Origin of the sequence: Mycobacterium gordonae, from assembly GCF_002101675.1 — a bacterium.
Classification (GTDB): Bacteria; Actinomycetota; Actinomycetes; order Mycobacteriales; family Mycobacteriaceae; genus Mycobacterium; species Mycobacterium gordonae.
In genome coordinates this window covers 1-21170 of sequence record NZ_LQOY01000241.1, presented here as the reverse complement: position 1 = coordinate 21170, position 21170 = coordinate 1, and the positions used below count along the sequence as shown (strand labels likewise).

The 21170-nt window shown below is 65.7% G+C and carries 20 protein-coding genes and 1 pseudogene; 6 read left to right on the top strand and 15 right to left on the bottom strand.

Going from position 1 to position 21170, the window contains the following annotated elements; genetic code table 11:
- Positions 1–7 precede the first annotated feature (7 nt).
- Positions 8–1258 (bottom strand): alpha/beta hydrolase family protein, encoded by a 1251-nt coding sequence (locus AWC08_RS30605; protein WP_082986427.1) that lies wholly within the window; start codon positions 1256–1258, stop codon positions 8–10.
- Positions 1259–1466: 208 nt separating this feature from the next.
- Between AWC08_RS30605 and AWC08_RS30600 the strand changes: the two genes are divergently transcribed.
- From AWC08_RS30600 to AWC08_RS30590, 3 genes and pseudogenes are all read left to right on the top strand, one after another.
- Positions 1467–3323: an AMP-dependent synthetase/ligase gene (locus tag AWC08_RS30600; protein WP_372513480.1), complete on the top strand. Its 1857-nt coding sequence runs from the start codon at positions 1467–1469 to the stop codon at positions 3321–3323.
- Positions 3324–3424: 101 nt separating this feature from the next.
- Complete coding sequence (locus AWC08_RS30595) at positions 3425–4558, top strand: Rv2629 family ribosome hibernation factor (RefSeq protein WP_069432853.1); 1134 nt, start codon at positions 3425–3427, stop codon at positions 4556–4558.
- Positions 4559–4640: 82 nt separating this feature from the next.
- Positions 4641–5273 (top strand): annotated as a pseudogene (locus AWC08_RS30590) (dienelactone hydrolase family protein); the annotation flags it as partial.
- On the opposite strand, the gene AWC08_RS30585 reads toward AWC08_RS30590, so the two are convergent.
- The 8 genes from AWC08_RS30585 to AWC08_RS30550 form a co-directional block, all read right to left on the bottom strand.
- Entirely contained in the window at positions 5270–5749 is a 480-nt protein-coding gene (locus AWC08_RS30585) for a hydrogenase maturation protease (RefSeq protein ID WP_065134721.1), read from the bottom strand. The pseudogene AWC08_RS30590 and the gene AWC08_RS30585 sit on opposite strands and share 4 nt — an antisense overlap.
- Positions 5746–7038, bottom strand: coding sequence for a Ni/Fe hydrogenase subunit alpha (locus AWC08_RS30580; RefSeq protein ID WP_069432852.1), 1293 nt, complete (start codon positions 7036–7038; stop codon positions 5746–5748). Before AWC08_RS30580 ends, AWC08_RS30585 begins: the two co-directional genes overlap by 4 nt.
- Positions 7035–7793, bottom strand: a complete 759-nt coding sequence (locus AWC08_RS30575; protein WP_065134719.1) for an NADH-quinone oxidoreductase subunit B family protein — start codon at positions 7791–7793, stop codon at positions 7035–7037. Before AWC08_RS30575 ends, AWC08_RS30580 begins: the two co-directional genes overlap by 4 nt.
- On the bottom strand, positions 7794–8645 hold the full coding sequence (locus AWC08_RS30570) for an FAD/NAD(P)-binding protein (RefSeq protein WP_065134718.1): 852 nt from the start codon (positions 8643–8645) through the stop codon (positions 7794–7796). It abuts the gene before it with no gap.
- Positions 8638–9762: a 4Fe-4S dicluster domain-containing protein gene (locus AWC08_RS30565; protein WP_069432851.1), complete on the bottom strand. Its 1125-nt coding sequence runs from the start codon at positions 9760–9762 to the stop codon at positions 8638–8640. Before AWC08_RS30565 ends, AWC08_RS30570 begins: the two co-directional genes overlap by 8 nt.
- A 64-nt stretch (positions 9763–9826) precedes the next feature.
- Positions 9827–10819, bottom strand: a complete 993-nt coding sequence (locus tag AWC08_RS30560) for an Acg family FMN-binding oxidoreductase (RefSeq protein ID WP_069432850.1) — start codon at positions 10817–10819, stop codon at positions 9827–9829.
- 106 nt (positions 10820–10925) lie between these two features.
- Positions 10926–11216: a hypothetical protein gene (locus AWC08_RS30555; protein ID WP_372511503.1), complete on the bottom strand. Its 291-nt coding sequence runs from the start codon at positions 11214–11216 to the stop codon at positions 10926–10928.
- 160 nt (positions 11217–11376) lie between these two features.
- Positions 11377–12522, bottom strand: coding sequence for a cation:proton antiporter (locus AWC08_RS30550; protein ID WP_065136297.1), 1146 nt, complete (start codon positions 12520–12522; stop codon positions 11377–11379).
- 202 nt (positions 12523–12724) lie between these two features.
- On the opposite strand from AWC08_RS30550, the gene AWC08_RS30545 reads away from it, so the two are divergent.
- Complete coding sequence (locus AWC08_RS30545) at positions 12725–13864, top strand: GGDEF domain-containing protein (protein WP_065136296.1); 1140 nt, start codon at positions 12725–12727, stop codon at positions 13862–13864.
- Positions 13865–13911: 47 nt separating this feature from the next.
- Positions 13912–14163: a hypothetical protein gene (locus tag AWC08_RS30540; RefSeq protein ID WP_232007747.1), complete on the top strand. Its 252-nt coding sequence runs from the start codon at positions 13912–13914 to the stop codon at positions 14161–14163.
- 140 nt (positions 14164–14303) lie between these two features.
- On the opposite strand, the gene AWC08_RS30535 is transcribed toward AWC08_RS30540, so the two are convergent.
- Complete coding sequence (locus AWC08_RS30535; RefSeq protein ID WP_065136300.1) at positions 14304–14651, bottom strand: WhiB family transcriptional regulator; 348 nt, start codon at positions 14649–14651, stop codon at positions 14304–14306.
- Positions 14652–15074: 423 nt separating this feature from the next.
- Positions 15075–15533 (bottom strand): hypothetical protein, encoded by a 459-nt coding sequence (locus tag AWC08_RS35995; protein WP_142283921.1) that lies wholly within the window; start codon positions 15531–15533, stop codon positions 15075–15077.
- Positions 15534–15990: 457 nt separating this feature from the next.
- Here AWC08_RS35995 and AWC08_RS37235 point away from each other — a divergent pair, with 457 nt between their 5' ends.
- Entirely contained in the window at positions 15991–16149 is a 159-nt protein-coding gene (locus AWC08_RS37235; RefSeq protein WP_167545003.1) for a hypothetical protein, read from the top strand.
- Positions 16150–16187: 38 nt separating this feature from the next.
- On the opposite strand, the gene AWC08_RS30530 is transcribed toward AWC08_RS37235, so the two are convergent.
- The 4 genes from AWC08_RS30530 to AWC08_RS30515 all read right to left on the bottom strand — a co-directional run.
- Positions 16188–16979, bottom strand: coding sequence for an SDR family oxidoreductase (locus tag AWC08_RS30530; protein WP_065136295.1), 792 nt, complete (start codon positions 16977–16979; stop codon positions 16188–16190).
- Positions 16980–17019: 40 nt separating this feature from the next.
- Positions 17020–17721, bottom strand: coding sequence for an LmeA family phospholipid-binding protein (locus AWC08_RS38795; RefSeq protein WP_232007746.1), 702 nt, complete (start codon positions 17719–17721; stop codon positions 17020–17022).
- A 432-nt stretch (positions 17722–18153) separates the two neighbouring features.
- Positions 18154–19815, bottom strand: coding sequence for a PE domain-containing protein (locus AWC08_RS30520; RefSeq protein WP_082986643.1), 1662 nt, complete (start codon positions 19813–19815; stop codon positions 18154–18156).
- A gap of 42 nt (positions 19816–19857) precedes the next feature.
- Positions 19858–21170, bottom strand: a 1313-nt coding sequence (locus AWC08_RS30515; RefSeq protein WP_142283920.1) for a glycoside hydrolase family 64 protein, incomplete at its 5' end; no start/stop codon positions are given.

Sequence of the window (21170 nt, the reverse complement as noted above, 5' to 3'; positions counted from 1 at the left end):
CCGGAATCTAGGCGGGACGGGCACGCAGCTTCGCAGGCCCGTCCAGCAGACCCGACTGCTGCAGCGCCTCCCACACGAACCGCTGCACCGGTTGGGAGCGGAAGAATCCGGTGTGACCGCCGGGATACCAGACGATTTCGGGCTTTCCCCAATGCTTCCAGAGCCGATTGACCTGCTCGCGGGGATGCACGAGGCGGTCGGCGACGCCCGCATAGATGAAACGGCCCTGCATCGGCACCCGCGGCGTCAGCGACAGCGGCGACACCATCCGGCCGATGGGTTCGGCCAGTCGCATGGTGTCTCGACGGGGATCGTCATGACCAAGACCCGAGTGCCGGCCCAGCACGTCGACCAGGTCAGCGACCGGGACGCCGAGTATCGCGCAGGTGAGGCCGTCTTCCAGGCTCGCGACCAGCGAGGCGATGTAACCGCCCAGCGACAGACTGTTCAAGCCGATCCGGGAATCGGGCTCCTGCAACCGAATCCAGGACAGCAGGCGGCGGATATCCCATACCGCCTGGGCTGTCGCATGGACGTCGTCAAGCACGTCCTCGCCGGGAAACACGGCGCCCTTGGGCAGGCCGCGCGCACGGGGCCCGTGCATGGGCAGAACGGGCATCACCACATTGAGGCCGAGCTCGTCGTGCAATTTCCAGGCCCGGAACAAGGCGAGATCGAGTGCGGCGCGGCCCATCTCGGTGCCGTGTACACACACCAGCCAGGGCCGTGGTTGCGTGTGCCGCAGCAGCAGTGCATACTCACGGTCGTTTGCGCTATAGCTCTGCCACCGCTGGACACCGGGTTCACCTGGATGCGGCGTGTACCCACTGGTGAAGAAGATGCGATAGAAGGACCGCCTGCGGCCCTTCACCTTTCGGACAGTGACGTCGGAGGCCGCCGGCGGCTTGACGAAGAACCCCTCCGGCTTGTCCAACCATCCCCGGTCGCCGTAGAACTCGAGTCCGGCCAGCACCTCGCGCGTGATGCGGTCGAACACGTCAGGCCGACTGACTGGACGGCGGGCCTTCAGACCCATCAGGACGACTTCGTCGCGGAAGGCTTGGGCCGCCAGTGCCATGGTCGGCCGCGCGATCGGAAGCTCATCGGACGGTTGACCGAGATAGTCCCGCCAGGATTGGGCCAGGTACTGCCCGGTGTGCATGAACGGCGCAGCGGCGCCGACCAACCCGCTGACGGCCGGTGCGCTCCACACGGAAGCTCCTGGGCGCCGGGGCTCGCTACTGGTGGGCATCGTCATGGCGGCACGCTAACACCTCACCACGGCGCTGCGTAGGGACCTAGGACCCACCCGAGGTAACGAAAGTCCTTGACTCGCAATGGGCGTCTCCGTGGGAGCAATGGGGACGGATGACCAAGCGTTAAGGGACTTAAGTCACTCGTGTGGCCGGTGTCCGGGTCGTAACGTCGGATGACTGTATTCGGCCCGGAAAGCACGGATGAGCGCCATGAACACACCGCTAGCCTCAATGGAGAGGCCGGACCTCAGCAAGATCGAGCATCGCGCCCCCTCGGTGGCGCACCTGTTTCGCAGTCGCGTCGCGGCCACACCGCACGCGGAAGCGTTTCGCTACCCTCGCGGCGACGGCTGGGAGAGCGTGACGTGGCAACAGGTCGACGAGCGCGTGCAGAACATCGCCGCCGGGCTGATCACCTTGGGAATTGCGCCGGAGGACCGGGTCGCGCTCGCGTCTTCGACACGCTACGAGTGGGTGCTTGTCGACTTCGCCGTGATGTGCGCGGGAGCCGCGACCACGACCGTCTATCCGACCACCAATGCCACCGACGTGGCGTACATCGTCGCAAACTCGGGAAGCCGGGTGGTGGTCGCCGAAAATCAGGCCCAGGTCGACAAACTGCTCGAACATCGCAACGAACTGAACGACGTGAGCAAGGTCGTGATCATCGACGGCGGTGGTGACGGTGACTGGGTACTGACCCTCGACGAACTCGAGCAACGGGGCCGGCAATTGCTGATCGACTCTCCCGGCGCCGTCGATGCCAGGATCGCAGATGTCGGCCCGCACCGGCTCGCCAGCCTCATCTACACCTCCGGGACCACCGGACGGCCCAAGGGCGTGCGGCTGACTCACGAGTCCTGGACCTATACCGCGGCGGCCATTGACGCACTCAATGTCCTTGGGCCTGATGACCTTAACTTCCTGTGGTTGCCGCTGGCCCACTCGTTCGGCAAGGTGATGCTGGCGCTGCCACTGCAGATCGGATTTCCCACCGCCATCGACGGCCGAGTCGAACGCATCGTCGACAACCTGGCGGCCGTGCGCCCCACCGTCATGGGCGCGGCACCGCGCATCTTCGAGAAGGCGCACGCCCGCATCGTCAGCATGGTCGGCGAGCAGGGCGGGGTGAAGAAGAAGATCTTCGATTGGGCCATCGCGGTCGGGCTGAAAGTGTCGGAAGCCCGGCAAGCAGGACAGAAACCGTCGTTAGCGTCATCGGTGGCCTACCGGCTGGCGGATCGGCTGGTGTTCTCCACCATCCGGGAGCGCTTCGGTGGACGGGTCCGGTTTTTCGTCTCCGCCGCTGCCAAACTGGACCGAAACGTCGCCCAGTGGTTCGACGCGGTCGGCATCGTGGTGCTCGAAGGCTACGGACTGACCGAGACGGCGGCAGCGTCATTCATCAACCGTCCCAACGCTTATCGATTCGGCACGGTCGGTTGGCCCTTCCCGGCCACCGAGGTCAGAATCGCCGGCGACGGCGAAATCCTGCTGCGCGGGCCGGGTGTGATGACCTCCTACCACGACCTGCCGGACGCGACCGCCGAGGCGCTCGACGAGGACGGCTGGTTCCGCACCGGCGACATCGGTGAGATTGACTCCGACGGCTTCCTGCGCATCACCGACCGCAAGAAAGACATGTTCAAAACCTCGCAAGGCAAGTATGTGGCACCGTCGGCGATCGAGGTGAGATTCAAAGGTCTCTGTCCGTATGCGGGCGAACTCATCGTGATCGGCGAGTCCAAGCCGTACTGCGTGGCGCTGGTCACGCTGGACAGTGAGGCCATCACCGACTGGGCCGGGAAGCACGGCCTGTCCGGCAGATCTTTCGCCGAAATCGCCCGTGACGAGCGGACCCGCGAGTTGATAGCGGGCTACATCGACGCGCTGAACTCGGAGTTGAACCGCTGGGAGCAGATCAAGAAATTCGCGATCCTCGACCGGGAACTGTCGATCGAAGCCGGCGACCTGACGCCGAGCATGAAGCTGCGCCGCAAGGTGGTCATCGACAAAGTCGCAGACCGCCTCGCCGAACTCTACGAGCCAGTGCCGGCAGGGACTTAAGACCCCTATCCGAGGGCTTACGACTCTGCCACCGCCGGTTGGCCTTTCCTACCGTTGGCGAGGGAAGACATCGCTTCGCCGCACTAGCAGAAGAGGATCTCATGCACTCGGAACACCTCAGGTGGTTGACCAGAGCAGTAGGCCCGTTTGCCTCGGTCTATTTCGACGACTCCCATGACGCGGCCGATTCGGCCGGACAACTCGACGCCAAGTGGCGCGACATCCGTGCGCAGCTCGCGGATCTGGGCGCCGGCACCGGCATTCTCGACCGGCTGCAGGAAGCGATCCTGCACCACCAGCCCGCCGTGGGACGACGCGGCCGAGCGGTGATCGTCACTGGCGATCAGGTGCTCATCAACGAGCAACTGATCAACCCGCCCCCGGCTCCGGTCATTCGCCTGTCGGACTACCCGTATGTGCTGCCGCTGCTCGAGCAGGAGATGCGACGGCCGACATACGTGTTCGCCGCGGTGGACCACACCGGAGCCGATGTGACCCTGTACCGGGGCCGCACCACGAGTTCAACGATTGTCGAGGGCGTCGGCTACCCGGTGCACAAGCCGGCTACCGCAGGATGGAACGGCTACGGCGACTTGCAGCACACCACCGCGGAAGCGATCCGGATGAACTCCCGGGCGATCGCCGACCACCTGACCCATCTGGTGGACCAAGCGGACCCAGAGGTGGTGTTCCTGAGCGGCGAGGTCCGTTCCCGCGCCGATGTGCTCGCCGAACTGCCGAAGCGGGTGACGCAGCGCGTGTCGCAATTACATGCCGAGGGACACCGCGGCGATGTCAATTACGCGGACATCTTCCGGCTGACCGCCCCGGAGTTCGCCCGGCGCCACGAGCTGGAAATGTCCGAGATCGCCGATCGGCTCGACGCCGAAATCGGTCGGGGCTCCGGGCTGGCGGCCGACGGGCTCGCCGCGGTCTGCGCGGCGCTGCGCGAGGGCGATGTGGAAACGCTGATCGTCGGCCAGATCGGTGATGCGACGGTAGTCACCGGCGCGGAGTTGACGACGGTGGCACCCGACGCCGATGTGCTGTCCGAGTACGGCGAACCGGTAGCCCGGGTTGCCAGGGCCGACGAGGCGCTGCCCTTCGCCGCTATCGCGGTGGGCGGCAGAGTGGTTCGGGCCGACCACCGACTCACACCCACCGACGGTGTTGCCGCGCTGCTGCGTTACGTCGCAAGCGACCGGCTTGCCGGCACCACCAACTCGCGACAGTGAATATCACGACGCCGCCGCGGCGTGGCGCGTGGTGCGATTCACGCTCGGCCGCTGCTTAATCAGGGGGACTCGACTCATGAAGCAGGACGAAGAGATCCTAGTGCCCGTCGGGCGCGTTTCGGTGGCGGGCCACCTGAGCATCCCCCAGCAGCCCAAGGGCGTCGTGGTGTTCGCGCACGGCAGCGGAAGCAGCCGACACAGCCCGCGCAACCAGTACGTGTCCCGGGTTCTCAACGAGGCCGGCTTTGCCACTGTGCTTTTCGACCTGCTGACACCCGAGGAGGAACGCGACCGCGCCAACGTCTTCGACATTTCCCTGCTGGCTTCCCGACTGGTCAACATCACCGGCTGGCTCGCCGGTCAGCCCGACACGGCTGCGCTGCCCGTTGGCTACTTCGGAGCCAGTACCGGCGCCGGAGCGGCGTTGGCCGCTGCCGCACATCCCGGGGTCAAAGTGGCGGCCGTCGTGTCACGCGGCGGACGTCCCGATCTGGCCGGCGAGGCACTGCACCACGTGCAATCACCGACGTTGCTGATCGTCGGTGGACTCGACGAGATGGTCCTGGGGCTCAACCGCCAGGCACGTGCGGCAATCCCCGTCGAATGCAAGATCGCCATCGTTCCCGGCGCCACCCACCTGTTCGAGGAGCCCGGCACCCTCGAACAAGTCGCCATGCTCGCGCGGGGCTGGTTCATCCGCCACCTCAGCGCTTAAGAAGGCTCGACCGAAACCCCGGTGACGCGGACGATTTCGGCAGCCACCCGGGCGACCAGATCCCGTAGCGCGAGTTCGACCGGGGAGGTGAGACCGGCACCGTGCCCGGTGTCGGTGACGTCCACGGCATAGATCCTCAGCGCCTCGGGTATCCGGTCGAGTTCCTTGCCGAGCGCATAGGTGCGGCCGACGTCGATACTGTGCGAGCTCAACGGATCCGCGGAGCTGACCACGTCGGCGAGATCAAGACAACGGATACGACCGACAGTCGAAGCGGTCGCGATCGCGGCGTCGATGACGATGGCCAGCCGAGCCTGCGACCACACGTCAAGCAGTGCCAGCGGATCCACGATGTCGGTGGTCACCTCGACGCCGGGCAGCGCGAGTTCGCCAAGCGCCGTGGCGGCGGCGATACCTACCGCGTCGTCGTGCCGGTAGCGATTCCCCAGGCCGATCACGGCAACTTTACCGCTCACGTGCGCCGAACCGTCACCGTGAGGAAGTGCGTCGAGCACGAGATGCAGGGGTCGTAGTTGCGAATCACCCGCTCACACAACGCTGTAAGGGCGGCGTCTTCGAGATTCAGGTGGTCAGAGATGACCTTGTGCAGATCCGCTTCGATGGCCGCCTGGTTCTGCGAGGTGGGTGGGATGATCGTGGCTGCCGTGACCTGACCCTCCGCACCGATGTGGTAGCGGTGATAGAGCAGGCCGCGGGGAGCTTCGCTGACGCCGTGCCCCACACCGGCGCGGGCCGGAACGTCGATGAACGGGCGCGACGGGCGTTGATACTCGTCGATGAGCCGCAGCGCCTCCTCGATCGCGTAGACCACCTCTACGGCCCGGACGATGATGCTGCGAAAGGGGTTTCGGCACTGCGCTGACAACCCGGCCCGCCGGGCAGCCTGTGCGGCGACCGGCGAGAGCGACGAAGAATTCAACGAATACCGCGCCAGCGGTCCGGTCAGATGGCGACCGCCATCGAGTGTGGCGTGCAGCGCTGTGGAGTGTGGCACCTGCGACTCCACGACGTGCTGCATGAAATCGGCCACCGGGAACGGCGGGCCGGAACTTCGCGCGATAGTGCCGTTTTCGATCGCGTACTGATCGGAGGCGCTGAGCGCCAACAGCTCGTGGTCCAGTTCGAGGTCCGGAAACTCGAAACCGGAGACCCACTCGACGGTGGCCAGGGCATGGTCGAGCGCCCTACGCAATTCCTCCGCGATGGGTTCGAGCTCGAAACGGGTTGGCACCGAATAAAACCCACCGAGGCGCAGGTTGATCGGATGGATCGCCCGGCCGCCGACGAACTCCATCAGGCGGTTACCCGCCTTCTTCAGCTCCAGGCCCCGCTCGACGACTGCCCGGTGCTCACGGGCCATGCTGACGATGTCCGGATAGCCCAGAAAGTCGGGGGCGTGCAGCAGGTAGATGTGCAAGACATGGCTGTGGATCCATTCGCCGCAGTACAGCAGCCGCCGGAGCGCGACGATCTCGTCGTCGATCTGGACACCGCACGCGTCTTCGATCGCATTGCAAGCGCTGAGCTGGTAGGCCACCGGGCAGATGCCGCAGATGCGCGCAGTCAGGTCCGGTGGCTCAGTGTGCGCTCTGCCCCGCAGAAATGCCTCGAAAAAGCGGGGCGGCTCATAGATATTGAGCTCCACCGATTCCAGGGCACCGTCTTTGAGGGTGACGTTCAGCGCCCCTTCGCCTTCCACGCGAGTCAGCGTGCCGACCCGCAGGGTGCGGTCAGCCGACGTCACTGCCGGCTCCGTTCCGCCGCGAACCGAGCCACGTTGAACGTGGAGAACACCCGGTCCACGTCAGTGTCCGACAGTCCGTCGCGACGCAGCAGCGGAATCAGTGTCGCGGTTTGCGGCGCGGCAGAAGGACCGAAGCAGCCGAAGCAGCCGCGGTGGTGCCGGGGACACAGCGCCCCGCAGCCGGCGTGGGTGACCGGGCCCAGACACGGAATACCGTCGGCCACCACGACGCAGGTCACCCCGCGCAGCTTGCACTCCGTGCACACCGTCTTCGCCGGCAACCTCGGCTTGCGGCCGACCAGCAGGGCCGCCAGGGTGTCCAGCAGCTGACCGCGGTCAATCGGGCAGCCCTGCAGCTGATAGTCGACTTTCACATGTGCGGATGCGGGCGTGGAAGTCGCCAGCGTGTCAATGTATTCCGGTTTGGCGTAGACGACCGATGCGAACTCCGCCACGTCGGCGAAGTTGCGCAAGGCCTGGACTCCCCCGGACGTTGCGCAGGCGCCGATGGTGACCAATATCTTGGACTGCTGCCGGATCTCACGGATGCGAAGTTCGTCGTGCGGTGTCGTGACAGAGCCCTCGACCAGCGAAACATCGTACGGCCCGGCCGTTGTCGCGCTGGAAGCCTCGGCGAAGTTGGCGATCTCGACCTGGTCGGCCAAGGCCAGTAGTTCATCTTCGCAATCCAGCAGGGTCAGCTGGCAGCCATCACAGGACGCAAATTTCCATACCGCCAATTTGACTCGGCTCATCTACAGCTCCTTCACCCGCATCAGCGGCTCCGCCACGTCATAGCTGACGACCGGCCCGTCCCGGCACAACAGCAGCGGACCGAGCTGACAGTGACCGCACCAGCCGACTCCACATTGCATATTGCGTTCCAAGGACACCCGGATATCGCGAGCAGCAACCCCTTTGGCCATCAGCTCGGCCGCCCCGAACCGCATCATCGGTTCCGGACCGCAGAGGAAGGCGCTGGTGCGCTCGGCGTCCAGCGTCAACCGACGCAACGGTTCGGTCACCAGGCCGACGTCCCCCTCCCAGCCCTGCGTGGGTGCGTCGACGATCAGATGCAACTCGATGCGTGGATCGTCGGCCCACGCCTTGAGTTGGTCGACGAAGACAAAGTCGGTTCGCGAACGGGCGCCGACGATCAACATCACCTTGCCGTAGCGCTCGCGGTGCGCCAACGCACCCAGAATCGCTGGGCGCAGCGGACATAGACCCACGCCGCCGGCCACCATGACCAGATCGCGCCCCTCGGACTCGGCCAGTCCCCAGCTGGTGCCGAAAGGGCCACGGACCCCGACGACGGTGCCGGGCTCGGCGTCGTGCAAGGCCCGGCTGACCGCACCGACAGCGCGGACCGTGTGAGTGATTGACCCGTCCTTGACCGTGGGATCGCCGCTGATCGAGATCGCGGCCTCACCCACGCCGAATGCGTAGAGCATCATGAACTCCCCCGGCTCCGGGGAACGCACCGCCCGGTCAACGGGCACCAGGCACAGCGTGGCCGAATCCGGGCTTTCCACAACGCGGCTGCGGACCCGGTACGGCAATGGATCCATCGCCGAAACCAACGGCGTCGTCGTCCAGTCACTCATCGCCGGCGATCTTGTTCATCTCGGCGGTGATGTCGATTCCGGTGGGACACCAGGCGATACAACGTCCACAGCCGACGCAGCCGGACATACCGAACTGGTCGTGCCAGGTGGCCAGCTTGTGCGTCATCCAGTGCCGGTAGCGCGACGCACCCGATTGCCGGACACTGCCTCCGCCGTGAATGAAGGTGAAATCGAACTCGAAGCAGGACGCCCACTGCCGCCACCGTTCGGCGTGGTCACCGGTCAGGTCGGTGATGTCTTCGGTGCTGGTGCAGAAGCAGGTCGGACACACCATGGTGCAATTGCCACACGTCAGGCAGCGGCTGGCAACCTCATCCCACCGCGGCGACTCCCGCGCGTCGATGAGCAGATTGCGCAGATCACCCTCAGGCATCTGCCGGCCCATCTTGTGCGCAGCGTTCGCGACATCGGCTTGAGCGCAACGTGTCTCGTCGTCGGTTGCCGCTCGGTGCGGCAGCGCCGCCAGCACGTCGGCACCCTCGGGGGTACCTACCTCGACGACATAGGAGGCTTCGCCGTCACCGCCGGCGCGTTCGGTGAGCACCAGGTCGTATCCCGGCCCCGCCGCCGGTCCGGTACCCATCGATGCGCAGAAGCACAGTCCACCGGGTTCAGTGCAGTTCACCGCGACAACGAAGATCTGGCGGCGGCGGGAGACGAACGAATTATCAGGGTAGTCACCGCGACCCAGCACCCGGTCGAGCGTCGCAATGGCGGCGAGGTCACAGCCACGCACCCCCAGGAACGCGTACCGCGGCGGCTCCTCGGGCTCACTGACCGCGCTGCCGTCGCGGGTGCCGGCCCACATTCGTTGCCGGGGCGGGTGCAGGAACTGCTTCCAGGATTGCGGCCCGGCCGAGTGCCCGAACGCCGCGTCGTCGTCGCGTCGGCGCAACCGGTAGTGTCCGGGAGCCACCTCGACACCCCAACCGCGAGGCAGTTCGCTCGCTGACTGTAGTTCGGCCAGCACGATCGCGTTGTCGCGCAGTGTCGGACCGATCACGCGATACCCGCGTTCTCTCAGCACGTCGACAAGGCCGTGCAGTCCAGCGGTATCCAGAAGTCCAGCGCCGACGTCTCCCCCGTCTCCGGTCATCAAGCCATCATCCGTCCACTTCGGCGGGGCGTGTCAACCATTGAACGCCAGAATTCGCTGCCACCTACTGAACTTCCGCCTCTGCCAGCCACTCCACCGACTCGGAGAGAGCACGCCGCGGCGTTGCCGGCAAGGGATCGGCATTGATGGGGGCCCAGCCGATTCGGAACAGCATCTGCGGGTAGTTCTTGTTACCGAATACGTGGGAACGGACCGCGTCGCGGGTGTCGGCGATCTCCAGTGGTTCGGTGACCGGGCAACTCGCCAAGCCCATCGCCGTCGCGGTCAGCAAGACGATGCTGGTGGCCTCACCGGCTCGCAGTTGCGCCAGGCGGTCGTCGTTGCGGGTGCCGAGTGCAAGGACCACGCCGTTGTCGTCTTCGGCGCAGACATCGGGGGGCATGGCCAGTGCAGCGCCCGCGAATCGACGGCTGGGTATCGCCGCCGCCGGATCCGGTGCCGGGGCATTGCGCGCCGGTACACCCGCGTTAGACGCGTGCCGCCCGCTCCACGCGTGGAGTTCGGCCAGATAGTCCGGATCCGCGGCGTGGGCTGACACCGACTGCGAAACAACGGCATTCAACATCGCCATCGATTCGACCCGATGCAGCGCCACCCCCATGCGAGCCGCCCGCGCGGCCATCAGCGCAACATCCCCGACGGGCACCGGCCAGAAGCTGTAGTGCCGCCGGTCGGTTCGCCGCCGGGGCATTGCGGCGGCGAGCACGATGTCGAGCTGATCGGGCGCCTGCGGTATCACCTCGATGGCGGCGAGGTGAGTCGGGTCGGACGGGTTGGGCAGCCGGGACACTTTGGCCTGCCACCCGATTGCCGCCAAGGCGACGACGCAGTGATTCAGCGCGGCGCCACAACTGAGGATCAGATCACGGCCGTCCGGGTCGGTGTGCGGCAGCTGCCGGCTCGTGTCCGAGTAGAGATGAAGACTCGACGTGCCCACGCGCCACCGCCACGGCTGGGTGTTGTGCACTGACGGTGCCCGAGACGCCAGTGTGAGAACTGTCCGGATTGTGCCTTCATCCGGGAAGCGTGCGCTCATCCCTTGCGTTCCTTTCCAGCTAGGTCCTGTTTCAACCAAAGCCTGCTCAACACGCCGATACGAGGGCATGGCGTCCTCATTCGGCGGGACTTTGTGCCTTTGGTGCTCAGGCGGCGGCGAGAGTGACCTCGACGGAAAGGTGCTCGCCGACGGCGTAGACGGCCGGCCAATCGCCGGCCTGCGCCGCCCGCGCCAGATCGTCGACCAACGGGCTCTCGACGCCCAACTCGGCCAGCCACGACGCGACCGTTTCCGCGATCTGGTGACCCGGCACGTCGGCCGTGCGACCGTCATGTAACCGGTCGGTGACGTGGTACATGCACAGGGTCGATATCGTCGGCCGGCTCCACCAGCCCATCGTCAAGTGTTCGGTAGCCACTAACCAGAACTTCGTCATCGCGGCCTCCTCGATCAGCCTGAATCCATCTGACCAGCAGGCGCATCAAGGCCAATAGGGCCCAACGAAACCGTCACGCAGTGCTTCGGTCTTCGTCTCGACAGGCGGAAGTCCCGGGCGCAAAGGCCCTTGGTCATGGCTACCGGAAGGCCCAATGACCCTAACCCGGCACCTCGTGTTTGCGCGCCGTCAATCGAGCCGCGATCGACGTGCCACCGATCGTGATCAGGGCGCCGAGAATCAGCGCAGCGGCTTCACCTGCCGCGAACAGGTTGCGCTCGGTTCCGATGGTCACCGCGGCGACCGGCACCCCGAGTTGGGCCGCAGAGAGCACCGCAAGTGGCAGCGGCTGACCCAACACTCTTGCCGCACAATGCGCCAACACCGCCCCCACCCCGAGACCGGCTCCTAGGGCTATAAATTTTGGGTTCGCGACAAGCTCGCCCACCTGCAGCGAGGCACCCAGCCACACGAAGAACAAGGGACTGAAGAACCCCTCGGTAATCCCGAACAACTGTCGCGCCAAGCGCCGCGGCTCGCCGACGGCCGCGACTGCAAGGCCTAGGGCGAACCCGGCCAACATGATCGAGACACGGGTCGCGACCGCTACTGCCGCAAGAGCGAACAGCAACAACAGGCTGGTGCGCAACTCCAGTGCGAGACGGTCCTTCTTGGAATGGGTGTGCACGCGCCGCAGCAGGCCTCGGCGATCGAATTCGCGGAGAAGTGCGAAAATCACCAGCGCGCAGCCCGCGATCGAGAGCGCACTCAGCGCCGCTACCAACGCCCGATCCGGCTCAATCGCCAACGGCAACAGGAGAATGCACGCAGCGTCGGCGAACGCGATCTGTGCGGCCACCAGAAGCACATCCGATCCCCGCAGTCGCAGCGACTGGATCACGGGCAGTGCCAGCGCCGCTGACGAGGAGGACATCAGGACCGCATACAGTGCCGCATAGCCCCGGTGGAATTCGAAGGCCAGTACGAGGCCGAGACCCGCCGCGGTCGTTCCCACCAGCGCTGCGCGGGCAGCGGCCAGCGGCAGCGCTGAGCGCAACCGGAGGCCGCGAACCGGAATCTGAGTACCGACAACGAACATCACCAGGGCAAAGCCGATGTTGGCGAGGAACTGCAGCGTGCTGTTGCCTACATCGATGATTCCGAATCCAGAATTGCCGACCACGAGCCCGGCGAACAATTCACCGACTACCACCGGAATGCGTAGCCGGGGAATCGCAGCCAGCAACGGACCGACGAAACCGATGGCGGTCACTAATGCCAGCGTTGCGAAGCCGAACCCGTGCACGTCACCTGCCCCTCAGCGCGCCCCGCTTCACCAGGTTATTTTGCACACTTCCAAACCGGGCACGGCCCTGGGCGGCCGGATGATCACCTGAGCGCCTCGGCTGAAAGCGAAATCAACGGCCAACTTCCGATTGAGCGGTGTAGCGTACTGCCCTGACTGGGCGGCCGAGTTTCCATGTCGGCCGGTCTTTACGGAGGTGTTTATGCACGCCGAGTTGTCCGACCCGGCGCCCTCCCCCACCTGCACGGGCCGGCCGGAGGCAACCGACTATATCGACGGTATGGAGCGGCTGTTGAGGGCCGTTCAGGAACTGTCGCTGGCGCGCAGCCTGGGCGACATCCAGCGCATCGTCCGGACCTCGGCGCGGGAGCTGACTGGCTGCGACGGCGCGACATTCGTGTTGCGCGAGAACGATAAGTGCTTTTACGCCGACGAAGAAGCGATCGCACCGCTGTGGAAGGGCAACCGCTTCCCCCTCGAGGCCTGCATCAGCGGGTGGGCCATGCTCAACCGGGATGCGGCCGTGATCCCCGACATCTACATCGATCCCCGCATACCGCAAGGGATCTACCGGCCCACCTTCGTCAAGAGCCTGGTGATGGTTCCGATCCGCAGGCTGGATCCGATCGGGGCGATCGGCAACTATTGGGCAGACCATCATCAGCCGTCCGATCAGGAAGTTCGCCTGCTACAGGCCCTGGCCGATTCCACCTCGATCGCGATGGAAAACGTGCAGGTCTCCGCCGAGCTGGAGCAACGGGTACGCGACCGCACCGCCGACCTGGAGAAGGCCAACGAGGAGATCCGGCGACTTTCGGTCACCGACGAACTGACCGGGCTGAACAATCGCCGCGGCTTCTATCTGCTCGCCGAGCAGGCTCTGCGCGCGGCCCGCCGCCATCGCCGCAACTGCATGCTGGCCTTTCTCGACCTCGATGGGCTCAAACGCGTCAACGACGAACAGGGCCATGACGTCGGCGACATGCTGATCTCCGATCTGGCCCAAGTGCTGCGGAGCACCCTGCGTGAGTCGGACATCATCGCGCGCATCGGCGGGGACGAGTTCCTGGTGCTGACCACCGAAAGCGAGGGCGATCCCGGCCGGCTGAAGGAACGGCTCGTCGAGGCGCTCCGCGGTTTCAACCAGGGCAGCGAGAGGCCTTACCGGTTGTCGGCCAGTATCGGCCTGGTTCAAGCTCCGGCGTCCGACGTGGCTTCGGTCGACGAACTGCTGGCTCGCGCCGACGAACTGATGTACGCGGAAAAGAAGGCCGGCATCAACGCCCGGCTCGCGGGAATGATCGGACCCGAGGGCAGCTCTGCCCTGGCCACCCGAATGTAAGCGGGCAAACCCGAATCGATGGTTGAACCGGTCAGTACGATCATTTGATGATGAAACTCTTGTTCGCGGCGCTGGCGGCGGTCGGTTCCTTCGCCCTCGCACCAGCGCCGGCCGCGCACGCTGACGTGTGCGGTGATGTCGGGGGTCGGCACGTCTCAGTCGGCGGGTGTACCGACCCGGCGGCAACAGTGGCGACGGCCGGCGACGTTGAGGCTGCCAGCCAAGCCGCCAATGGCCAGCCGCCGTGCTACACGGCCGAAGGCGTGCCGTACTACACGCCTAACGGTGACCCCTGCTAGCAAGCTCCCATCCCGTGCGCGGCCGGCGCATCTGAACGCTTCTCGCAACGAAGGGTGACGGCATTCTGCCGCTCGCCCCCGAAAGGACGCGCCCTGAGCGGTCGGGTCAGTTCACCGACATCGACTCCCAATCCGTGGGCCTAACCCGCGAAGCGCGTGTTCTGTTGGTTGAAGAAGTCTGCCCACGACATGACCTCGGGGTGCTCCTTGAGCAGCGCCCGGCGCCGCCGTTCGGTGAGGCCACCCCAGACGCCGTACTCAACCTTATTGTCGAGCGCGTCTGCACCACATTCCCGCTTCACCGGGCAGTTCCGGCAAATGGTTGCGGCTTTACGCTGCGCTGCACCGCGCACAAAGAGTTCGTCGGGATCTGTGTCTCGGCACAGCGCGTTACTCACCCAGGCACGATCTTCGGACGTCATTGCGCGCGGATTCGTGTGCGCGGCCGCCAACCCTAATTGCCGGGGCGCCGATCGGGTGTTCGACAACAATTGTGTGCCCTTTCCTCTAGCCGCAATGTGCATCCGCCAACTTCGCCTCGACGAAGCTTTTCGAGTTCCACCAATTCTTTGGTTCACGACCGCCGGCTGTGCTGTACAGCAAACTAAGGCCGACTGGGCGCGCGCACATCGTGACCGGGCGCCAATGAGGCAAAGCCCCGTTGTGCTGGCGCCACGAAACGGTGCCGAAACCATCCACCGCCCGCTTCCCGATCACGTTTTGATCTATCGCGATCGGCGCGGCAATTGTTAACACGAAGCACTGCCCGCGTTTGACAAGCCTGTCGTCGGGTGTGACGGGTTAGTGCGGTGTGCCCGCCGACACCAGGTGCGCCTCGCGCGCCGGCGACGTGGTTCCGCCCGACCTCCGTGGACCACGCGTCGCGAGCCGCACGCAGCGAGGACGGGCCTTCAAGGGTTTTCGGTTGTCACCGGGTTGGGGGTTACCGGATTGGTGACGGCAGGGAGGTGTCCGGGCCACCCCGGCAGCTCCAGATTGGGCTCCGAAATGGGCGCTACCTCGAGGGGAACGCATTTCTTCGGGGTAAGCCCGTTCTTCCATGCACCCGGTGGATTCGGTGCGGCCGATAGTGAGCCGTCCGGGCAGCGGAATGAGCACGAGCCCTCCAGCGCGCCCAGCGGAGTGATGACCTGGGCTGTGAGGAAGAAAATATTGACGCCACCTACACCCTGTACGGCGCCGCCGCCGTACTCGCAGTGCCAGCGACTGCCGTTTTCCTCGACTGGAAAGTCGCACCAATAGTGATAGGCGCCCATCTCCATGCCGGACCCCCCGACACCGGGATAGTCACACAATCCGGGTCCGGGTACGTTTCCCCCGATGTCCGCTTGCGCCGCAGGGACGCTCATACTTAGCCACGCAGTTGCCGTAATGCCGAAAATGGCGAATTTCTTCACTCATTCACCTCACCAGACGCGAACCGCCGCGTGATGGGCAATCGCCTCTTGAAGCCAATTGACCATGACGCCCTGAGTCATAACGCCCCCCAGTGTGTCGCTTGGAAACTCATCCTGTTGCCATTACCGGGAAGAATCCTCGAGCGCTGGCGCGGCACCGTCGGTATGTGCCCGCGGTTTGTGCTCACGGCGCGAATTGACGGCCAGGAATCCCACCTCATCCGGGGAGCAACCAGACGGTCGCGCTCTGGATGAATGTGATTGCGGCAGGGTGGTATTCGTCCGGCGCCGATGGACAGATCGCCCAGGGAGGCGCCGTTTGCCGTAAATCTGGGACGATGTAGACCTAGCCGCGCGAACGGTTCGCGGGGCACACGTCCGTTGACGTCAGGATAGAAAGAATCGCGTCATGCCCTCCGAGCCCGCACATCCACCGGCCACGCCGCCCAAACGGCCACGGGTGCACGTCACTGCTGAGGAGTTGGAGCGGTTCGGCGACGAGGATCAGGTGCGCTCGGCGTGGGACGAGGGTCGGCTCCGCGACGAGCAACCGCCACATCACCGCTAGCCGACCACGCCAGATGATGGCGCAACTCCCGCCGGCGGCTACTGCAGGCTACGCCGAAAACGGCGCATGCCGGCGATCCACCGGTCGTAGTCGGCGCCCTTCTGCCGGTACATGCCCAGCACCTCGGGATGCGGAAGCACCAAGAACTTTCCGTCGATGATGGCCTGGACCGCGAGGGCGGCCACCGTCTCCGGGGCGACCACCGAACCGGCACTGGTGACGGCGGCGCCGGCCATCCGCATCTCCGCCTCCGGCGAGTCGGACATCCCGCGCAGCATGGCAGTGTCCACACCCATCGGGCACACGCAACTCACACCGATTCCCTTGTCGCCGTAGGCGATTGCCAACCATTCGGCGAACCCGACGGCGGCGTGCTTGGTGACGCTGTAGGGCGCCGCACCGAGTTGAGTCAGCAGGCCGGCGGCGGACGCGACGGCGACGAAATGTCCGCTGGCACGCTCAAGCCATTCCGGCACAACAGCTTTGGCTGCGCGGATGTGGGCGCGCAGGTTGATGTCGATGATCCGGTCCCAGGCGGCTTCGTCGTCACCGAGGCCAAGTTGACCCGTGATACCGGCGTTGGCCACGTAGATGTCCACCGGGCCGAACGCCTGGCGGGCAGTGTCGAGCAGGGTCGCGATCCCGTCCGTGCTGGCGGCATCCGCGGTGACTGCGACGCCACCGATCGTCGCGGCGGTGTCTGTCGCCGCAGCGGCGTCGATGTCGCCGACCACCACCGAGGCGCCGGCTGATGCCAGTGCCGCCGCAATGGACCTGCCGATGCCCGAGCCCGCTCCGGTCACCACCGCCACCGATCCCTCGATCTTCACGGGCACATGTCTACCGCATCAGTCAGCGAGTTTGGCTGAATCAGAATTCGCTGAAGCAGTCCCGGTCGTCCTGTGGCGATGACGATGCCGGGATGGTCGCGTTAGCGGTGGAGAACGTGGCTTCCAGGCCGGCATCGGTGACTTTGACGGTGTCGGCGTGGATGCCCAACGGATAATTCTGGGTCGCTTTGGAGGTGAGGCTGTCCAGATTCTTCTGCACGGTGTCCGTCGACAACTTCGAGCCCAATGCGGTCAGGTTGATTACCTGCAGCGACAACCCGTTGTTGACGATTTGGGGCTTGACGGTGACGCCGTCGAGCATGCCCTTCAATTCGATGGTTCCAGCGCCCGGATCGGTGGTGACCTTGCTGGTCACAAAGCTGCCCAGCACCGGGATGGCGTCCTGGACCGATTGCTTGATGCCGTCGGACGACCAGGTGATGGTGCCGTTCAACGCGCCAATGGTGCCCTTGGAGCCTCCGGCGTCGCTCAGCCGGAGGTCCTTGATATCGATGCTGACCTTCATGCCCTTGGCGCTGCGCACCTGGTTTCCGGCTGTCCGTACGGAGATCTCCGGGAAATCGCCGCTGAGGTACTGCCACAGCATCGGCGGCATGGCGGCAAATGACACCGTGGCGCTGTCCTCCACCTCGCATGCGACCGCGCTTGCCACCTTGTTGCCGGCCACGTTACGGACTATCAGTTCAGCGCCGATCAGCAAGGCCAGGATGACCGCCACCACGATGGCGAGGATCAGGGGTTTCTTGCGCCGTCGGCGTGGTGATTGCGTTGAGGTTTCGGTAGGTGGTGGCGCAGTGGGCAGGCGAGTCGTGGCCTGCTCCGTCGGCGCGGACTGATCCTGCCCGGGAGCGGGTGGGCGGACAGGCGGATACGGGCGAGCGGGCGGGGGCTGCTGAAACGGCGTCGGCGGGCGACGTGGGGGTTGGTTCTGCGGCGGCGGCGGTGGATACGGCCGGCCGCCCCGAGGGATCCGCTGAGTGGGTGACCCCGACGGCGGCGGGGCCGGTGGCGGCGGTCCCGGCCTCCTGCCGGGGCCAGGCTCAGTGGGGCGATTCCATTCCGGCGGGTTCCCGCGGGACGGCCCTTGCGGAGTTGTCACCAACCCCATGCTGCCCTATCAAGCTGAACCTGTCTGCGGCGTGCGTGTCAGCTTTCAGCCCTTCGTGGACACCGAGACGTAGTCGACGAGCATCGGTTGCCCGGAAAGCGTTGCGGCGGTGGGGCCACCGCCGAACGCGGCCGGGAAGCCTCCGCCCATCGCCACGTTGAGGATGACGAAGAACCCGTGGTGGGTGGCGTTGTTCCAGTCAGTCGCGGGGACCTGGTTGGCATTGACGGTGAAATAGTTGTTGCCGTCGAGGTACCAGCGCAACTGTTCGACGCTGGTGCTGCGGTCCAGTTCGATGGCGTAGTTGTGGAAACTGGTCTGGGCATTCGCCACTGGGCGTTCGCCGGAACCGATTCCGTTGAACTCGTTGAACGGCCCGCCGGGAGCGGTGCCGCCGTGCACAGTGCCGAACACCGAGCTGCGGCCGTTGATGCTCTCCATGATGTCCAGCTCGCCGATGCTCGGCCAGTTGGTGGCGCCGACGGGCCGCGCCGCGTCACCGAGCGCCCAGAAGGCCGGCCAGTAGCCCTTCCCGTTGGTGGTGTCGACATTGGGTTGCTGAATCGACGCCTCGATGCGCAGCACCCCGCCGGTGGGTGCCGCAAAGTCGGTGCGCTGTGTCTCGATCCGGCCTGACGTCCAGTTGCCGGCGGCGTCTCTGATCGGCTTGATGGCGAGGTGGCCGTTGCCGTCGAGGTAGACGTTGTTGGTGCTGTCGGTCATCGACTCGATTTCGCCGGTGCCCCAGTTCGGCGCTCCGCCGGGATAGCCGTGGCCGAGATCGTATAGCCAGTTGGAGGCGTCGACCCGGGAACCGGCGGCGCCCGTGAAGTCGTCACGAAAGATTGTGGTGAAGCCGCCGCCGCCTCCGCCGCTACCAGAAGCGCCGGTGGCGCCGGTGGCACCGGTGGCGCCCGCCTGACCGGCAGTGCCGAACACTCCGGCCGCGCCACCCGCGCCTCCAAGGCCACCGGCACCGCCGGACCCGCCGGCACCCACCACGCCGGCCGCATTGACCGGTCCTCCGGTCCCACCAGTGCCCCCGACGCCGCCCGCACCGCCGGCACCGCCATTGCCCCAGAGAAGCCCGCCGTGACCTCCGATCCCGCCGGCTCCACCGGTGCCGCCGATACCGCCGACCTGCCCCGCGGCCCCGGGCTTGCCGGTCACGCCCAGTCCACCGGCCCCGCCGACTCCGCCGTTACCGAACAGTCCCGCCGCCCCGCCGGCGCCGCCGGTCTGCCCGGTCGCCCCGGATCCTCCGTCGCCGCCGTTACCCCACAGCAGCCCGCCTGGCCCGCCGGCCTGACCGGTTCCCGGAGCCCCGTTGGTGCCGTTGCCGATCAGCGGCCGCCCCAGTAAGGCGTTGGTGGGGGCGTTGATCACGTCCAGCGCGCTCTGCACGACGGTCTGCATCAGCGAGGCATTGGTCGCCTCCGCTGCCGCATAGGCGCCCGCCCCCGCGTTCAGAGCCTGCACAAACTGCTGATGGAACCTCGCGGCCTGCGCGCTGAAAACCTGGTAGGCCTGTCCATGCTCGCCGAACAACGCCGCAACCGCCGTCGACACCTCGTCCTCAGCGGCCGCCAAGAGTTGGGTCGTTGACGCCTGCGCCGTGGCGTTGGCCGCGCCGATCATCGACCCGAGCCTGACCAAATCCCCTGCCGCTAAACCGATCCGCTGCGGCCCCACCACTATGTACGCCATAAGACAGCTCTCCTGATCTCGTCCTACCGGTATAGCAACGCGTCAATTTCTGAGGTCGAACGACAATTGAGTCGGCGGCTGTGAGTTGCCGAGGATGACCACCGAACTCTGGCTGTTCACGTCGTCGTAGGGGAAGCCGTAGGCGAGTTGGTTGATGCTGTTGGTGTGGAAGAACTGCGCCCAATTGTTCCACCGCCCGCCCGTCGGGTAGTAGGCGGCGACGTTGGCCCATTGGCTCGGTGAGGTCGCCACACCGCGGTTGAACGCGGCGTCGAGTTCGGCGAGGAACGCACCCTGTTGGCCGGTGCCGACGAATGGGCCATTGGCGGCGAAGGTCTGCGCCGTCGTGGGCTTGGCCATCGTGTAGGTGGTGGTGCTGCCCCCGGTGGTGGTGACGCTGTAGACGAAACGGTCGCCCGCATCGACGCTGCCATGCACCGTGTAACCGGGGCCCTGGTAGTTGAACTGATTGGTGTGATAAGTCGTCCAGAAGTCGTTGATCGATGGATCGAGCCAGGTGGACAGTGCTCCGGGCTGGATGGTTCTCGGCGCCACGATCCGCAAGGGATTGCCGCCGGCATCGTGGAGGACCAGTCTTTGGAACTCTGGCGGGACCGTGGTGGCGAACTGCTGGAAGACCTGATCTCGCGACAGAGTCATGCCGGCGGTGGCCGAAAAACCGGTGGAGTCCTGCGTCACCGTGAATGAGAACGGGAACCCGAACTGGTCCACCTGAGTTGTGTTGCCGCCGAACGGAACTGCACCGTTCTTGAAAGTCATCTCATACCAGTCGTAGACCGTGGAGTAGTTCGGATCGGCAGGATTGGTCGGGTTGGGACCTGCCCAGCCCGAATTGTCGGAACTGATGCCGATATAGAGCGGCTCCTTCATCGACAGGAATATCCGGCCGCCCTGAAATTCCGACGGCATCGAGAGGTTGCCCGCCTGGGCCAGCGTGAACGACATATTGGCGTAATTCACACCGTTTTTCGTGAGATGGCCGGTCGCGTTGGCGGCGTTGTGGTCGATCGCGTGCGCCACGCCGTTCTGGTCGATCCACGACCAGTGGCCGGGTGTCGTCTGGCCGATTTGGGTCACGTAGATCTCGTTGGCACTCAGACCGGTGTTGTTGACGAAGATTTCGCGGAAACTCCCGGGAAGGCCGCCGCCTCCGCCGCCGCCAGTGCCGGTCGCGCCGGTGGCGCCGGTGGCGCCGAGGTGGCCGTTGAGGCCCCCCTGACCGGCAGTGCCGAATACTCCGGGCGCTCCACCCGCACCCCCGAGTCCACCGGTGCCGCCCGGTCCGCCGGAACCGATGACCCCCGCAGGATTGGCCGGACCCCCGATACCACCCG

Bases quoted from the DNA above. Each gene is read 5' to 3' on its own strand.
- AWC08_RS30605 (WP_082986427.1), bottom strand. From the start codon at position 1,258: ATGACGATGCCCACCAGTAGCGAGCCCCGGCGCCCAGGAGCTTCCGTG.
- AWC08_RS30600 (WP_372513480.1), top strand. From the start codon at position 1,467: ATGAACACACCGCTAGCCTCAATGGAGAGGCCGGACCTCAGCAAGATC.
- AWC08_RS30595 (WP_069432853.1), top strand. From the start codon at position 3,425: ATGCACTCGGAACACCTCAGGTGGTTGACCAGAGCAGTAGGCCCGTTT.
- AWC08_RS30575 (WP_065134719.1), bottom strand. From the start codon at position 7,793: ATGAGCCGAGTCAAATTGGCGGTATGGAAATTTGCGTCCTGTGATGGC.
- AWC08_RS30570 (WP_065134718.1), bottom strand. From the start codon at position 8,645: ATGAGTGACTGGACGACGACGCCGTTGGTTTCGGCGATGGATCCATTG.
- AWC08_RS30565 (WP_069432851.1), bottom strand. From the start codon at position 9,762: ATGACCGGAGACGGGGGAGACGTCGGCGCTGGACTTCTGGATACCGCT.
- AWC08_RS30560 (WP_069432850.1), bottom strand. From the start codon at position 10,819: ATGAGCGCACGCTTCCCGGATGAAGGCACAATCCGGACAGTTCTCACA.
- AWC08_RS30555 (WP_372511503.1), bottom strand. From the start codon at position 11,216: ATGACGAAGTTCTGGTTAGTGGCTACCGAACACTTGACGATGGGCTGG.
- AWC08_RS30545 (WP_065136296.1), top strand. From the start codon at position 12,725: ATGCACGCCGAGTTGTCCGACCCGGCGCCCTCCCCCACCTGCACGGGC.
- AWC08_RS30540 (WP_232007747.1), top strand. From the start codon at position 13,912: ATGATGAAACTCTTGTTCGCGGCGCTGGCGGCGGTCGGTTCCTTCGCC.
- AWC08_RS35995 (WP_142283921.1), bottom strand. From the start codon at position 15,533: ATGAGCGTCCCTGCGGCGCAAGCGGACATCGGGGGAAACGTACCCGGA.
- AWC08_RS37235 (WP_167545003.1), top strand. From the start codon at position 15,991: ATGCCCTCCGAGCCCGCACATCCACCGGCCACGCCGCCCAAACGGCCA.
- AWC08_RS30520 (WP_082986643.1), bottom strand. From the start codon at position 19,815: ATGGCGTACATAGTGGTGGGGCCGCAGCGGATCGGTTTAGCGGCAGGG.